Source organism: Sphingomonas panacis, from assembly GCF_001717955.1.
Classification (GTDB): Bacteria; Pseudomonadota; Alphaproteobacteria; order Sphingomonadales; family Sphingomonadaceae; genus Sphingomonas; species Sphingomonas panacis.
This window is the reverse complement of the sequence record NZ_CP014168.1, coordinates 3,031,033-3,046,227: the sequence shown is the minus strand read 5'-3', so window position 1 is coordinate 3,046,227 and position 15,195 is coordinate 3,031,033. Positions and strand designations below refer to the sequence as shown.

The window sequence follows — 15,195 nt, the reverse complement described above, 5'->3', positions numbered from 1 at the left end:
TGTTGTTGTATATCCTTGGAGCGGCGCGATGCAGGTCACACGCTGGGGCAACAGCCTCGCAATCCGCCTTCCCGCTGCCGTCGTCGAGGCGCTGGCGCTCAAGGAAGGCGACGACATCGAGGTTCGCATCGCGGGCGAACGGACGTTTCTCGTCGAACGGGATCGCGAACGCGCGGCTGCACTCGACAGCATCCGCCGACTCCGTCGCCCGCTGCCGGCGGGCTGGAGTTTTTCGCGCGAAGAGGCGAACGAGCGGGATTGATGGCGAAGCCGTTCTTCGACACGAATATTCTCGTTTACGCTTTCTCCGACGATGCGCGATCAACCGTGGCGGAAACGCTGCTGGCGCAAGGCGGAGATGTCAGCGTTCAGGTCCTCAACGAGTTCACCAACGTCGCGCGTCGAAAGCTCGGCTTCGACTGGGAGCAAATTCGGCAAGCCCTGGCGGCTATTCGAACGCTCGCACGGGCGATCCATCCCATCGAGCTCGAAACCCATACCGATGCGATCGCACTGGCCGAGCGCCACGGCTTCTCGTTCTACGATGCGTTGATCGTCGCCTCGGCGCTGCGCGCGCGATGCAAAATCCTGTTTTCGGAGGACATGCACGACGGGCTTGTCGTCGGTGATGGTCTGCGCATCACAAACCCATTCAAGCCACCAAGCCCCGAACGTGCGGCGGACTGATACCGAAATCCGCACCCCCTTTGCGCAGCGCTTCCAGCCACCAGGGCCGCCCCCCTCAAACCAGCCGGCTCTGCCGAACCGCCGCTTCGATGAAGCTCTTGAACAGGGGATGCGGGTCGAACGGCTTGCTCTTCAGTTCCGGGTGGAACTGCACGCCGACGAACCACGGATGATCGGGCCGCTCGACGATTTCGGGGAGCATCCCGTCGGGCGACATGCCGCTGAACACGAGGCCACCCTTCTCCAGCGCCTCGCGGTAGGCGGTGTTTACCTCATACCGGTGGCGGTGGCGTTCGGAGATCGTCTCGCCGCCGTAGATTGACGCGACGACGCTGTTGCCGTCGAGCTTCGCCTCATACGCGCCGAGCCGCATCGTCCCGCCGAGATCGCCGCCTTCCTCGCGCTTCTCGATTCCCGCGTCGCTCATCCATTCGGTGATCATGCCGACCACCGGCTCGGGCGTCGGGCCGAACTCGGTCGAGCTTGCCTCGGCGATGCCCGCGAGATCGCGCGCGCCCTCGACGCAGGCCATCTGCATGCCGAAGCAGATGCCGAGATACGGCACGCGGCGTTCGCGCGCGAAGCGGACGCTGGCGATCTTGCCCTCGGCGCCGCGCGATCCGAACGCGCCCGGCACGAGGATCGCATGCATCGGTTCGAGCCTGGCGGCGATATCGCTATCGGCCGCTTCGAACAGTTCGGCGTCGATCCACTGGACGTTGACCTTGACCCGGTTGGCGATGCCGCCATGCACCAGCGCCTCGTTCAAGGACTTGTACGCATCCTGCAGGCCGACGTACTTGCCGACCACGCCGATCGTCACCTCGCCCTCGGGGTTGGTGACGCGGTCCATGATGTCGGTCCAGCGTGACAGATCGGGCGCGCCGCCGGGTGCGATCCCGAAGGCGTTGAGGACGGCGGTGTCGAGCCCTTCCTCGTGATATTGCACCGGCACGGCGTAGATGCTCTTCGCGTCGAGCGCCGGGATCACCGCTTCCTTGGGTACGTTGCAGAACAGCGCGATCTTGGCGCGGTCGCTCTCGGGCAGCGGCTGTTCGCAGCGGCACACCAGCACGTCGGGCTGGACACCCAGCGCGGCGAGTTCGCGCACCGAATGCTGGGTCGGCTTGGTCTTCAGTTCGCCCGCCGCGGCGATATACGGCACCAGAGTCACGTGGATGCTGATCGAATTGCCGCGTCCGACGTCGTTCTTGAGCTGGCGGATCGCCTCGATGAACGGCAGCGATTCGATATCGCCGACCGTGCCGCCGATCTCGCACAGTACGAAATCGAGATCGTCGGTCTCGGCCTGCGCGAATTCCTTGATCGCGTCGGTGACGTGCGGAATCACCTGCACGGTCGCGCCGAGATAATCGCCGCGCCGCTCGCGCGTGATGATCTGCTGATAGATCCGCCCCGAGGTGACATTGTCCGACTGACGCGAGGCGACGCCGGTGAAACGTTCATAATGGCCCAGATCGAGGTCGGTCTCGGCACCGTCGTCGGTCACGTAGACCTCGCCGTGCTGATAGGGCGACATCGTGCCGGGATCGACGTTCAGATAAGGATCGAACTTGCGGATTCGCACGCGATACCCGCGCGCCTGCAGCAACGCCGCGAGGCTCGCCGCCATGAGACCCTTGCCGAGCGAGGAAACCACGCCGCCGGTGATGAAAATGAACCGCGCCATGGGAGGAAACGCCTAACGTCAAACGCCGTGGCACGACAAGCGCGCGACTCCGGCGACCATAAAGAAAAGCGGGCGGCGAACCTCCCGCGCGATGCGATTTACGCTTACTGGGCGAGCGGAACGCTGTTGTTGCCGGCGGGCGCGGCGCCTGCCGGAGCAGCGTCATTGCCGATCGCCTGCCTCGCCGCCGAGGAGAACGGCGCCGCATCATCGGCGGGCGCCTGCGGCACGGGCAGTTGCGCGGCGGGCGCCGCCGGCTTTCCGGTTGCGAGCGTCGTGTCGATCTTCGCGGTGTGCCCGCGCGCCGCCAGCACGGCGAGGCCGATGCTCAGCGCCACGAACAAGGTCGCCAGCACGGTCGTCGCACGCGTGAGAAAATCCGCCGCGCCGCGTGCCGACATCAGCCCCGACGGGCTGCCCCCCATCCCCAGACCGCCGCCTTCGGACTTCTGCACGAGAATCACCCCCACCAACAAGGCGGCGATGATGGCGTGAACGACGAGGAGGAACTGGAACAGCATGAAATCGGGCTACCCTGCGGGGAAATTCAAGCGGCGCACATAGGCCCGCAATCGATGTCGATCAACCGCCGTGGCAGACACGCTGGACATTTCCGGCCCGGTCTGAAACCAGAGCGAACGCGGATCGTTACAACTTGCGAGCATCCCGGCCTCCGGGATGTCGAGCTGTTTAACAGAAAGACTCGCCGTGGCATCTGGGATCAATCGTTCGCTCGATAGCTGGATGGCAGCGCTGGTCGACTATGTCCGGTCCGGTGAACCCGATCTCACCAACCGGCAGATGGCGCTGCTTTTGTTTGTATATCTCACGCCGGGGCCGCATACGGTGCGCGGGCTGGCGCGTGTTCTGAACGTTTCCAAGCCGGTCGTCACGCGCGCCTTGAATAGACTTGGTTCCCTCGGCTATCTGCGGCGCCAGCGCGACGATACCGACAAGCGCAATATCTTCATCGCGCAAACGTCCGAGGGGGCAGATTTTCTTGAAGAGTTCGGCCAGTTTATCGGCGATACAGAGCAGCCAACACCCCGCCGCAGGCCCGCGCCGGAGCTTCGCTCTGCTGGGGCACTCGGTCGAGATTGATCCCCGTTTCAACGCGGTACGGCGCGATCTCGCCGACGTGCGGCTGGCCGACCGGGTGTTCGCCCCGCATTACGCCGCGCCAGTGCTGATGGTGGTCGCGCGCGCGACCGCGCTTCGCGCCGCGCGCGACGGCGATTCGGATGTGCGGGCGGCGCTGGTGCCCGGCGATGTGTTCGAAGTGTTCGAACTCGCCGGCGGCAATGCCTGGGGCAAAGCGCCCGGCTGCGGGCTGGTCGGTTATCTCGATGAGACTGCATTGGTAGGGGTTTCGTCATGAGCACACGCGTTTTCATCGATGGCGCGGTCGGCACGACCGGCCTCGAAATCCGCGATCGGCTCGCCGGGCGCACCGATATCGAGCAGATCATCCTCGACGACGAGCTTCGCAAGGACGCCAAGGCGCGCGCCGAGGCGCTCAACGCCGCCGATTTCGTCATCCTCTGCCTGCCCGATGCCGCCTCGCGCGAGGCGGTGTCGCTGATCGACAACGATCGCACCCGCGTGATCGACGCATCGACCGCGTTCCGCACCACCGAAGGCTGGACCTACGGCTTCCCCGAACTCGAACCCGGCGCCGCCGATGCCGTCGCGTCCGCAGCCCGCGTCAGCAACCCCGGCTGCTACCCGACCGGCTTTCTCGCGCTCGTGCGACCTCTCATCCGCGCCGGCCTGATCCCGGCCGACTGGCCGCTCACCGTCAATGCGCTGTCGGGCTATTCGGGCGGCGGCAAGGCGATGATCGCAGACTATGAGAACGGCACGCCGCACTCCGCCGCGCGCGCCTATGCGATGGCGCTCGCGCACAAGCATGTCAGCGAGATGCAGAAGCACGCCCGCGTCGAACACGCGCCGATCTTCACGCCAGCCGTGGTCAACACCTATCGCGGCATGCTCGTCGAAGTGCCGCTGCCGCTGCACGCCTTCCCGCGCCGCCCGTCGCTCGCCGCGTGCGAAGCGGCGTTGCGCGACGCCTACAAGGCCTCACCGATCGTCCGCGTCGTCGATGGCGATGCCGCCACTGTCGCGATCGAGGATGATGCGGGCACGGACCGGCTCACCTTGCGCGTCTGCGGCAATGCCGAGACCGGCCAGGCGCGGCTGATCGCGACGCTCGACAATCTCGGCAAGGGTGCCGCCGGCGCCGCCGTGCAGAACCTCAATCTGATGGCCGGGCTGGACCCGGTCGCGGGGCTGACGCTTTAAGCGGCCACCGATTCGTTTCGCCGATGCGAACCAAGGAGATTTGAATGCCAGGTACGCGCCAGCCAGTCGCCAAGCTGCTGCTGTTCGGAGCGACGGGCGATCTCGCCCAGCGCATGCTGCTGCCCTCGCTCTATGGGCTACATGCCGATGGGCTGCTGCCCGAGGCGCTGACCATCACCGGCACCGCGCGCGCCGAGCATGACGACGCCGATTACCAGAAGTTCGCCGAAAAGGCGTTGAAGCAGTTCCTGCCGGAAGACCGCAAGGACGCCGACAAGATCAAGAGCTTCCTGCACCGGCTCGGCTACCAGCCGCACGACGCATCGGATGTCGAGGGCTACAAGACGCTCGCCGAGAAGGTCGGCGATGTCTCGGGCGGCCTCGCCATCTTCCTGTCGACCGCGCCATCGCTGTTCGAACCGGTCATCAAGGGCCTCGCCACCGCCGGTCTCGCCGGCGAGACGGTGCGAATCGGGCTCGAAAAGCCGCTCGGCTACGATCTCGCCTCCAGCCGCGAGATCAACGATACGGTCGCGACCGCGTTCAGCGAGGACCGCACCTTCCGCATCGACCATTATCTGGGCAAGGAAACCGTCCAGAACATCATGGCGCTGCGGTTCGGCAATTCGTTCTTCGAGCCGATCTGGAACGCGCAGGGCATCGACAATATCCAGATCACCATCGCCGAGACGGTTGGGCTGGAAGATCGCGCGTCCTATTATGACGGCGCCGGGGCTTTGCGCGACATGGTCGCCAACCACATGCTCCAGTTGCTCGCGCTCGTCGCGATGGAAGCGCCCGCCAAGTTCGACGGCGCCGCGATCCGAGATGAAAAGGCCAAGGTGTTCCGCTCGATGCGTCCGATCGCACCCGATCAGGTGCCCGCCAACACCGTCACCGGCCAATATGGCGCGGGCGCGGTCAAGGGCGAGATCGTCAAGGGCTATATCGACGAACTCGGCCAGCCCTCCACCACCGAGACCTTCGTCGCGATCAAGGCGCATGTCGATAACTGGCGCTGGCAGGGCGTGCCTTTCTACCTGCGCACCGGCAAGCGCATGACCACGCGGCGCAGCGAGATCGCGATCCAGTTCAAGCCGGTGCCGCACTCGATGTTCCGCAATCGCGGCGGGCTGCTTCAGCCCAACGTGCTGGTGATTCGCCTGCAGCCCGAGGAATATATTCAGATCCTCATGATGGCGAAGGAACCCGGCCTCGATCGCGAGGGCATCCGCCTGCGCGAGCTGCCGCTCAACCTCAGCCTCGACGCCGCCTTCGCCGGCAAGCCCCGCCGAATCGCCTATGAGCGGCTGCTGCTCGATCTGATCGAGGGCGACCAGACGCTGTTCGTGCGCCGCGACGAGGTCGAGGCGCAATGGGAGTGGATCGACGCGATCCGCGCCGGCTGGACCGCCAACGACACCAAACCCAAGAGTTACCCTTCGGGAAGCTGGGGTCCGAGCGCCGCGATCGCGCTGACCGAACGCGACGGGGTTACCTGGCAGGACGATTGAACGCCCCCTATCCCGTTCGTCCTGAGTAGGGACTGAGCGCAGTCGAAGACCCGTATCGAAGGACATTGCCCGGAGCGTGCCCTTCGATACGCCGCTTCGACAGGCTCAGCGGCTACTCAGGGCGAACGGACTGATGTACGCATTAAGGACAAAGACATGACCGACGAAGTCGAATGGTGGGATTATGACGACGCAGCCGAGATGGCTGGCGCCGTCGCTGGCGACATCGCCTTCATCATCGAAAGCGCGATCGACGCGCGCGGCGGCGCGGTCATCGCGCTCGCCGGCGGCAAGACGCCGATGCCGATCTACGAGAAGCTCAGCCAGACCAAGCTCGACTGGAAGCGCGTGACGATCGTGCCGGGCGACGATCGTATCGTGCCGCTGGGGGATCCGCTGTCGAACGTCACGGCGATCGGCAAGATCTTCATCCCCAAGGGCGCGCGCGTCATCCCGCTGATCAGCGAAGCGGCGAAGGACTATAAGGCGGCGGGCAAGGCAGCCGACGCGCGGCTCGGCGATCTGCACTGGCCGCTCGATCTGTGTCTGCTCGGCGTCGGCGCGGACGGGCATACCGCCTCGATCTTCCCCGGCCCCGACTATGACGAAGCGGTCAACGGCCCGAAGGAGCGCCGCGCTCTCGGCGTGATGCCCGATCCGCTCCCCGCCGAAGCGCCGGTGCCGCGCGTCACGCTCAGCCTTTCGGCGATCACCACGGCGCGCGCGCTGATGCTCGCGGTGACCGGCGACGCCAAGCGCAAGGTGATCGAGACCGCGATCAAACAGGGTCCGGCCTCGACCTACCCGATCGGCCGCGTGCTGGCCGATGCCGAACTGCCCGCCGACATCCACTGGGCGCCGTGACCGAATAATCGTTACAGCTACGACCACCCCCCTGTTTCGCGCATCCATGTCGCGCGATAAGAGGGGGGTGCGCGCAGGCGCGCCCTCCCCGCTCCAAGGGACATTCAAATCATGACGCTCCACCCCGAGATCGCGGCCGTCACCGACCGGATCATCAGCCGTTCGAAGCGCACGCGCGACGCCTATCTCGGCTTGATCGGGCGCGAGCGCGACCAGCATATCGCCCGCCCCGCACTGAGCTGCGCCAACCTCGCGCACGGCTACGCCGGCACCGAGGAGGATCGCGACGCGATGCGCGTGGCCAAGGCGATGAACATCGGCATCGTCACCTCGTACAACGACATGCTCTCGGCGCACGCGACCTATTATCGCTATCCCGAACAGATGAAGGTTTGGGCGCGCGAGGCGGGCGCGACCGCGCAGGTCGCCGGCGGTGTGCCGGCGATGTGCGACGGCGTGACTCAGGGTTATGCCGGCATGGAATTGTCGCTGTTCAGCCGAGACACGATCGCGCTTTCCACCGCAATCGCGCTCAGCCACGGGCTGTTCGAGGGCGCGGCGTTGCTCGGCATCTGCGACAAGATCGTTCCCGGCCTGCTGATCGGGGCTTTGCGCTTCGGCCATCTGCCGATGGTGCTGATCCCCGGCGGGCCGATGCCGACCGGCATCCCCAACAAGCAGAAGGCGGCGGTGCGCGAGGCGTTCGCGGAAGGCAAGGTCGGCCGCGACGACCTGCTCGACGCGGAGATCGCCGCCTATCATTCGAAGGGCACCTGCACCTTCTACGGCACCGCCAATTCGAACCAGATGATGATGGAGATGATGGGCCTCCACATCCCCGGAGCGGCCTTCGCCAACCCCGGCACCAAGCTGCGCCAGGAACTCACCCGCGCCGCAGTCCACCGCCTCGCCGAGATCGGCTGGGACGGCAATGATTATCGCCCGATCGGCTTGTGCGTCGACGAAAAGGCGATCGTCAACGCCGCGATCGGCCTGCTCGCCACCGGCGGCTCGACCAACCATCTGATCCATCTGCCGGCGATTGCCGCCTCGGCCGGGATCGTCATCGACTGGGAGGATTTCGACCGCCTCTCGCGCAGCGTGCCGCTGATCGCGCGCGTCTATCCCAACGGCGCCGCCGACGTGAACGGGTTCGAGGATGCCGGCGGCATGCCGTTCGTGATCCGCGAACTTGCCGACGCCGGTCTGCTCCACCGCGACCTGCTGACGATCGGCCACGGCGACATGACCGAGTATGGCAAGCGCCCGGTCGTGGCCGGCGATGGCCTCATCTGGGAAGATCCCGGCGCGAGCGGCGACGACACGATCCTGCGCCCGGCGGCGGCGCCCTTCTCCGAGGAGGGCGGCTTCCGCATCCTTACCGGTAACCTTGGACGCGGCTGCATCAAGGTGTCGGCTGTGGATCGCGACCGCTGGACGATCGAGGCGCCTTGCCGCATCTTCCAGACCCAGGCCGAGGTGCAGGCCGCGTTCCAGGCGGGCGAACTCGATCGCGATGTCGTGGTGGTGGTCCGCTTCCAGGGGCCGCGTGCCAACGGCATGCCCGAACTCCACAAGCTGACGCCAGCGCTCGGCGTGCTCCAGAACCGCGGCTACCGCGTCGCACTCGTAACCGACGGGCGCATGTCGGGCGCGAGCGGCAAGGTGCCCGCCGCGATCCACTGCTCGCCCGAGGCACTCGGCGGCGGCCCGCTTGCGTTGCTGCGCGACGGCGACGTGGTGCGGATGTCGGCGGAAACCAACGAACTGGTTGCGCTGGTCGATCCCGCCGAATGGGCCGCGCGCGTGGCCGTAGAGGCGCCACCGCCCGCCGAGGGCATGGGCCGCGAGCTGTTCGGCATGTTCCGCAGCCTCGCCAACGAGGCCGAAAAGGGCGCGTGCGCCGTACTGGCGGGAATGGAATGATGCAGGTCGTTGCTGTTGATATCGGGGGTACGCACGCCCGTTTCGCCATCGCCGAGGTCGAAGGCGGTCATGTCGCCTCGCTTGGCGAACCCGTGACGCTCAAGACCGCAGAGCATGCCTCGCTCCAGACCGCCTGGCAGGCGTTCGGCAAGACGCTTGACCGGCCGATGCCGCGCGCCGCCGCTATCGCGGTCGCCTCGCCGGTCGATGGCGATCTCATCAAGCTCACCAACAACCCGTGGATCATCCGGCGCGGGCTGGTGAAGGAGCGGCTCGAGGTTGACGAGTTCGTGCTCGTCAACGATTTCGGCGCGGTCGGCCATGCCGTCGCGCAGGTCGGGCCAGAGATGTTCGAACATATCACCGGCCCTGACGTGCCGCTGCCCGATCACGGCATCATCTCGATCGTCGGCCCCGGCACCGGCCTCGGCGTCGCGCAGGTGCTGCGGGAGAAGCGCGGCTATCATGTGTTGGAAACCGAAGGCGGCCACAGCGACTTCCCGCCGCTCGACAGTTTCGAGGACGCATTGCTCAAGCGGCTGCGCACGCTGCACGGCCGCGTGTCGTCCGAACGAGTCGTCTCCGGCCCCGGCATCGTCGCGATCTACGAAACGCTCGCCGAGATCGACGGGCGCCCGGTGGCGCGCCTCGACGACAAGGCGATCTGGCAGATGGCGCTCGAAGGCAATGACAGCCTCGCGCTCGCCGCGCTCGACCGCTTCTGCCTCGCGCTCGGCGCCACCGCCGGCGACCGCGCGATCTGCCAGGGCGCGAAGGCGGTCGTCATCGCCGGCGGCCTTGGTCTGCGCATCAAGGATCACATCGTCCGCTCCGGCTTCGCCGAGCGCTTCGCGGCCAAGGGCCGTTTCCGCGCGATGATGCAGGCGCTGCCCGTCAAGCTCATAACCCATCCCCAGCCCGGCCTGTTCGGCGCCGCGGCCGCCTTTGCTCAGGAGCATCACCAGTGACCACTGTCCGCGACCTCATGCTGATCGCCCCCGTCATTCCGGTCATCGTGATCGACGACGCCGCGACCGCGCGCCCGATCGCCGAGGCGCTCGTGGCGGGCGGTATCCGTGTGCTCGAAGTCACGCTGCGCACCCCCGCCGCGCTCGACGCGATCCGTGAGATGAAGCAGGTGCCCGGCGCGATCGTCGGCGCCGGCACGGTCATAAACCCCGATCAGTTCGCACAGGCGATGGACGCGGGCGCCGAGTTCATCGTCTCGCCCGGCCTGACCGAGCGGCTCGCGCGCCCGATCATCGACAGCGGCGTGCCATTCCTGCCCGGCACCGCCAATGCCGCCGACATCATGCTCGGCCTGGATCTCGGCCTCACGCATTTCAAGTTCTTCCCGGCGATGGCGGCCGGCGGCCTGCCCGCGCTGAAGGCGCTCGCGGCGCCGTTCAACCAGTGCAGCTTCTGCCCGACCGGCGGCATCACCGAAGCGACTGCGCCCGAATGGCTGGCGTTCGATCCCGTCCTGTGCGTCGGCGGAAGCTGGGTGCTCGGCGGAACACCGGCCGAAATCGAAGCCAAGGCCCGCGCGGCGGTCGCGCTGCGCGGCTGACCCGGCCCCGGCGGGCGTTTAGATGCCGTGTTCCTTACGGAACGCCCGCCACTTCATCACATTGGCGTTATGCTGGTCGAGCGTGTCGGCGAACACATGCCCGCCCGATCCGTCCGCCACGAAGTACAGCGCGTTCGACCGTGCCGGGTTGAGCACCGCGTCGATGCTCGCCCGACCGGGATTGCAGATCGGTCCGCTTGGCAGCCCCACCATCGCGTAGGTGTTGTAGGCATTGACCTCATGTATCCACGGCGGCGGGATGCGCCGTCCGAGCGGGCGGCCGAAGGTGTGCGGATAAATGATGGTCGGATCGGCCTGAAGCATCATGCCGCGCTTGAGTCGGTTCGAATACACCGCAGCGACCATGCTGCGCTCGCTCGGCTTGCCGGTCTCCTTCTCGACGATCGACGCGAGGATCAGCGCCTCACGCGGCGTCTTCACGACGATACCGGGCGCGCGCTTCGCCCACGCGTCGGCAAGGTAACGGTTCATCGCCTTCTGCATCCGCGCGACGATCCCGGCGCGGGTATCCCCACGATCGAAGCTGTAGCTGTCGGGCATCACCGAGCCTTCGGCCGGCGCGGCGATATTGCCCTTGAGTTCGGTCGCCTTCATCAGCACGTCGCGGACGATCACCGAGGGAAGCCCCTCGGGGATCGTCACGAAGCGCTGGAGCGTGCGACCGCCCTGAAGCAGCTTCAGGATATCGGCCTGGCTGAGATGCGCCGGTATGCGATACTCGCCGGCCTTGATCGGCGCGCTCGCCCCCAGCACTTTCGCGAGGATGCGAAAGCGGCTCGCCGAGGTGATCGCCCCGGCCTTCTGCAATTGCTCGGACGCGCCCGCCAGCGTGCTGCCCTGCGCCACCGTTACGGTGACGTTGCGGGTGAGCGGGCCGCGCCCCGACCACATATGCAGCACGCCGAAGAACCCGATGATCGCCGCCAGGACGATCAGCAGCGTGAAGCAGCCGAGCTTGCGCACCTTGCCTAGATCGCCTTCATCACCAGCGAGGCGTTGGTGCCGCCGAAGCCGAACGAGTTGTTCAGCACCGCCTTCACCTTACGCTCCTTGGCCTTGTGGGGCACCAGATCGACGCCCACGCAATTCTCGCTCGGATTGTCGAGATTGAGCGTGGGCGGCACGATCTGGTCGCGCATCGCGAGGATGCAGAAAATGCTCTCCACTGCGCCCGCACCGCCGAGCAGATGCCCGATCGCGGATTTGGTCGACGACATCGAGACGCCATCGAGCGCGCTGCCGAACAGCCGGCGCACCGCGCCGAGCTCGAGCTCGTCGCCGAGCGGGGTCGAGGTGCCGTGCGCGTTGATATAATCGATGTCCTCGAGCGCGAGACCCGACTTGCGCATCGCCATCTGCATCGAGCGGAACGCGCCCGAGCCCTCGGGATGCGGCGCGGTGACGTGGTACGCGTCGCCCGACAAGCCGTAACCGATCACTTCGGCGTAAATCTTCGCGCCGCGCGCCTTGGCGCGTTCATACTCCTCGAGCACGACCACGCCAGCGCCCTCGCCCATCACGAAGCCATCGCGGTCGCGGTCGTAAGGACGGCTGCCGCGCCATGGCTCGTCGCGAAAGCCGGTCGAAAGCGCGCGCGCCTGCGCGAAGCCGGCGATGCCGATCGGGCAGATCGCGCCCTCCGAACCGCCCGCCAGCATCACGTCGGCATCGTCCATCGCGATCATCCGCGCGGCATCGCCGATCGAGTGCGCGCCGGTCGAGCAGGCGGTGACGACCGCATGGTTCGGCCCCATCAGCCCGTATTTGATCGACACCTGACCCGAGATGAGATTGATCAGCCGGCCATGCACGAAATGCGGGCTGACCCGCTTCGGCCCCTTGGCGGCGAGCACCAGCGATTCGCTCTCGATACCCGGCAGACCGCCGATCCCGGCGCCGATCGAACAGCCAGCGCGGAAACGCTCTTCCTCGGTCATGTCGAGAAGGCCCGCGTCCTCGATCGCCTGCCCGGCGGCATCGATACCGTAGATGATAAACGGATCGACCTGGCGCTGGACCTTGTGATCGACGCGCTTGCCGGGATCGAAGCCATATTCGTGACCGGCGGGCTTAACCTCGCAGGCATAATTCATCTGGAAATCGGTAGCGTCGAAGCGCGTGATCGTGCCCGCGCCCGATTTCGCGGCGATGAGGTTGCTCCACGCGGTCTCGACATCCGCGCCAAGCGGCGTGACGAGGCCCAATCCGGTTACGACGACACGGCGCATGGCCATCTCCGTTTCTTATTTGCTCTTTAAAACGAAACGGCTCCCCGCCCCTATATGAACCCTGGGACGGGGAGCCGATCCTATATCCTCAAGGCCCCGATGCGGGCCGGGCACCGCGCGCTGGCGGTACCCGCTCGATCAGCCCTTGTGCTCGTCGATGAAGGTGATCGCATCCTTCACGGTCGCGATCTTCTCAGCGGCGTCGTCGGGGATTTCGACTTCGAACTCCTCTTCGAACGCCATCACGAGCTCAACGATATCGAGGCTGTCGGCGCCCAGATCATCGATGAAGCTCGCATCCTCCGTCACCTTGTCGGCTTCGACGCCGAGGTGCTCGACGACGATCTTCTTTACGCGATCGGCAGTCTCGCTCATGTTCATGTCCCTCTCATGAAGTGTGGGGTCTAAATACCGGTTTGCACGTAGAGCGCGGTTCCGGCCCGCGCAAGGGGCTGTGACGTTTCGGGGCAGCGCCGAAGCGCAACCCGACCCGTCAGATCATCGCCATGCCGCCGTTGACGTGCAACGTCTGGCCGGTGACGTATCCCGCTTCCTTGCTGGCCAGGTAGACGACGGCGGCGCCGATGTCAGCCCCCTCGCCCATCTTGCCCGCCGGTATCTTCGCGTTGAGCGCATCCTTCTGCGCGTCGGGCAGCACGTCGGTCATCGCGGTGCGGATGAAGCCGGGCGCGACGCAATTGACGGTGACGTTGCGGCTAGCCAGTTCCTGCCCGATCGCCTTGGACATGCCGACGATGCCGGCCTTGGACGCAGCATAATTCGCCTGGCCGGGGTTGCCGGTCGTGCCGACGACCGAGGTGATCGAGATGATGCGGCCGAAGCGCGCCTTCATCATCGGCTTGGCGGCAGCGCGCATCAGCCGAAACGCGGCCTCGAGATTGACGCGGATCACCTGATCCCACTCATCATCCTTCATCCGCAGGATGAGGTTGTCGCGCGTCACGCCGGCGTTGTTGACGAGAATGTCGAGCTTGCCGAGCGCGGCCACGGCCTGCGGCACCAATCCATCCACCGCCGCGGCATCGGACAGATCGCAGGGCAGCGCGACATGCTCGTCCCCCAGGCTGGCGCGAAACGCTTCCAGCTTGTCAGCATTGGACCCCGAGACCGCCAGCCGGGCGCCCTGCCCGGCCAGTGCCTGCGCGATCGCCGACCCGATTCCCCCGCTCGCACCGGTCACCAGCGCCGTCATACCTGTAAGGTCGAACATCAATTCCTCCGTCGCCCCGGCGAAGGCCGGGGCCGCTATGTTGTAGAGCGCGCGTTCGCCACGCAGCGACCCCGGCCTTCGCCGGGGCGACGCTTACAAGCTTTTCGCCAGCGCTTCGATATCGGCCATCGTCACGACACTCATGGTATCGACATCGGCGGCGGTGCGCTTGACCATTGCGGTCAGCACCTTGGCGCCGAACTCGACGAAACGTTCCACGCCGGTATCGGCCATCGCCAGCACCGATTCGCGCCAGCGCACCATGCCCGTCACCTGCTCGACAAGAAGCCGGCGGATCGTGTCGGGATCACCGACCGGGCTTGCCGTCACGTTGGCGAACACCGGCACCAGCGGCGCGTCGATCCGCGCCTCGGCGAGCGCCTTTTCCATCGCGTCGGCGGCAGGCTGCATCAGCGCGCAGTGGAACGGCGCGGAGACCGGCAGCAACACCGCCTTCTTCGCCCCGAATTCCTTGGCAATCGCAATCACGCGGTCGATCGCGCCCTTCGCCCCCGACAGCACGACCTGCGAAGGATCATTGTCGTTGGCGACTGTACAGATCTCGCCTTCGCTCGCCGCGTTGGCGATGATGCGCGCTTTCTCCAAGTCGGCACCAAGCAGCGCCGCCATCGCGCCCTCCCCCACCGGCACCGCCGCCTGCATCGCAAGGCCGCGATGCTTGAGCAGCAGCGCGGTGGTCGGCAAATCCAGCGCCCCCGCCGCGCAGAGAGCGGTGTATTCGCCGAGCGAATGGCCCGCGACATAATCAGCCTTGTCGGCGAGGCGGATGCCGCCTTCCTTCTCAAGCACGCGCAACGTGGCGATGGCGTTCGCCATGATCGCCGCCTGAGAATTTTCGGTCAGCATCAGGTCTTCCGCCGGCCCCTCGGTCATCAGCCGGAAGAGATGCTGGCCGAGCGCGTCATCGACCTCCTGGAAGACCTCGCGCGCGACCGCGCTCGCCTCGGCAAGCGCCTTGCCCATGCCGACCGCCTGGCTGCCCTGCCCCGGAAAAATGAATGCCCGCATCGTTCATGTCCTTCAGATCAGGCGCGTCGCCCTAGAAACCTGAACGAACTTACGCAAGCGGGCACACTTTGCGACCCTTTACCGTTCTTGTCGGGACGGGCCTGATACAATCGCACCCTAGATTGCTCTCG

At 66.2% G+C, this 15,195-nt stretch carries 17 protein-coding genes; 10 read left to right on the top strand and 7 right to left on the bottom strand.

The genetic code is table 11. The features are described from left to right. Positions 1–28: 28 nt before the first annotated feature. Together J0A91_RS14010 and J0A91_RS14005 are read left to right on the top strand one after the other, a co-directional pair. Entirely contained in the window at positions 29–262 is a 234-nt protein-coding gene (locus tag J0A91_RS14010; RefSeq protein WP_069205427.1) for an AbrB/MazE/SpoVT family DNA-binding domain-containing protein, read from the top strand. Next, positions 262–687 carry a PIN domain-containing protein gene (locus J0A91_RS14005; protein WP_069205426.1) on the top strand — a complete coding sequence of 142 codons (426 nt, stop codon included), beginning with the start codon at positions 262–264 and terminating at the stop codon, positions 685–687. The genes J0A91_RS14010 and J0A91_RS14005 overlap by 1 nt, the downstream gene beginning before the upstream one ends. 55 nt (positions 688–742) lie before the next feature. Here J0A91_RS14005 and J0A91_RS14000 read toward each other — a convergent pair whose 3' ends face one another. Beyond that, positions 743–2,377: a CTP synthase gene (locus J0A91_RS14000; RefSeq protein WP_069205425.1), complete on the bottom strand. Its 1,635-nt coding sequence runs from the start codon at positions 2,375–2,377 to the stop codon at positions 743–745. Between the two features lie 104 nt (positions 2,378–2,481). Then, entirely contained in the window at positions 2,482–2,898 is a 417-nt protein-coding gene (gene secG / locus J0A91_RS13995; protein ID WP_206364908.1) for a preprotein translocase subunit SecG, read from the bottom strand. 223 nt (positions 2,899–3,121) lie between these two features. Here secG and J0A91_RS13990 point away from each other — a divergent pair, with 223 nt between their 5' ends. From J0A91_RS13990 to eda, 8 genes are all read left to right on the top strand, one after another. After that, complete coding sequence (locus J0A91_RS13990; RefSeq protein WP_069207329.1) at positions 3,122–3,478, top strand: MarR family transcriptional regulator; 357 nt, start codon at positions 3,122–3,124, stop codon at positions 3,476–3,478. 37 nt (positions 3,479–3,515) lie between these two features. Further along, complete coding sequence (locus J0A91_RS13985; protein WP_240502016.1) at positions 3,516–3,755, top strand: SH3 domain-containing protein; 240 nt, start codon at positions 3,516–3,518, stop codon at positions 3,753–3,755. Beyond that, the gene (gene argC / locus J0A91_RS13980) at positions 3,752–4,681 is read left to right on the top strand and encodes an N-acetyl-gamma-glutamyl-phosphate reductase (protein WP_069205423.1); all 930 of its coding nucleotides are present in this window, start codon (positions 3,752–3,754) and stop codon (positions 4,679–4,681) included. The genes J0A91_RS13985 and argC overlap by 4 nt, the downstream gene beginning before the upstream one ends. A 44-nt stretch (positions 4,682–4,725) precedes the next feature. Beyond that, on the top strand, positions 4,726–6,195 hold the full coding sequence (zwf, locus tag J0A91_RS13975; protein WP_069205422.1) for a glucose-6-phosphate dehydrogenase: 1,470 nt from the start codon (positions 4,726–4,728) through the stop codon (positions 6,193–6,195). Positions 6,196–6,351: 156 nt separating this feature from the next. Then, a complete protein-coding gene (gene pgl, locus J0A91_RS13970; RefSeq protein WP_069205421.1) occupies positions 6,352–7,059 on the top strand; it encodes a 6-phosphogluconolactonase in 708 nt (235 codons plus the stop codon). Positions 7,060–7,170: 111 nt separating this feature from the next. Beyond that, positions 7,171–8,985: a phosphogluconate dehydratase gene (gene edd / locus J0A91_RS13965; RefSeq protein ID WP_069205420.1), complete on the top strand. Its 1,815-nt coding sequence runs from the start codon at positions 7,171–7,173 to the stop codon at positions 8,983–8,985. Continuing rightward, positions 8,985–9,953 (top strand): glucokinase, encoded by a 969-nt coding sequence (gene glk / locus J0A91_RS13960; RefSeq protein ID WP_069207327.1) that lies wholly within the window; start codon positions 8,985–8,987, stop codon positions 9,951–9,953. Before edd ends, glk begins: the two co-directional genes overlap by 1 nt. A gap of 17 nt (positions 9,954–9,970) precedes the next feature. Then, positions 9,971–10,555, top strand: coding sequence for a bifunctional 4-hydroxy-2-oxoglutarate aldolase/2-dehydro-3-deoxy-phosphogluconate aldolase (eda, locus tag J0A91_RS13955; protein WP_069207328.1), 585 nt, complete (start codon positions 9,971–9,973; stop codon positions 10,553–10,555). An 18-nt stretch (positions 10,556–10,573) separates the two neighbouring features. On the opposite strand, the gene mltG is transcribed toward eda, so the two are convergent. From mltG to fabD, 5 genes are all read right to left on the bottom strand, one after another. Further along, positions 10,574–11,539, bottom strand: a complete 966-nt coding sequence (gene mltG, locus J0A91_RS13950) for an endolytic transglycosylase MltG (protein WP_069205419.1) — start codon at positions 11,537–11,539, stop codon at positions 10,574–10,576. A gap of 5 nt (positions 11,540–11,544) precedes the next feature. Continuing rightward, positions 11,545–12,804: a beta-ketoacyl-ACP synthase II gene (gene fabF / locus J0A91_RS13945; protein WP_069207326.1), complete on the bottom strand. Its 1,260-nt coding sequence runs from the start codon at positions 12,802–12,804 to the stop codon at positions 11,545–11,547. Between the two features lie 138 nt (positions 12,805–12,942). After that, positions 12,943–13,179: an acyl carrier protein gene (locus J0A91_RS13940; RefSeq protein ID WP_069207325.1), complete on the bottom strand. Its 237-nt coding sequence runs from the start codon at positions 13,177–13,179 to the stop codon at positions 12,943–12,945. A 118-nt stretch (positions 13,180–13,297) separates the two neighbouring features. Then, the gene (gene fabG, locus J0A91_RS13935; protein WP_069205418.1) at positions 13,298–14,035 is read right to left on the bottom strand and encodes a 3-oxoacyl-[acyl-carrier-protein] reductase; all 738 of its coding nucleotides are present in this window, start codon (positions 14,033–14,035) and stop codon (positions 13,298–13,300) included. Between the two features lie 93 nt (positions 14,036–14,128). Beyond that, positions 14,129–15,064, bottom strand: a complete 936-nt coding sequence (gene fabD / locus J0A91_RS13930; RefSeq protein ID WP_069205417.1) for an ACP S-malonyltransferase — start codon at positions 15,062–15,064, stop codon at positions 14,129–14,131. Positions 15,065–15,195 lie beyond the last annotated feature (131 nt).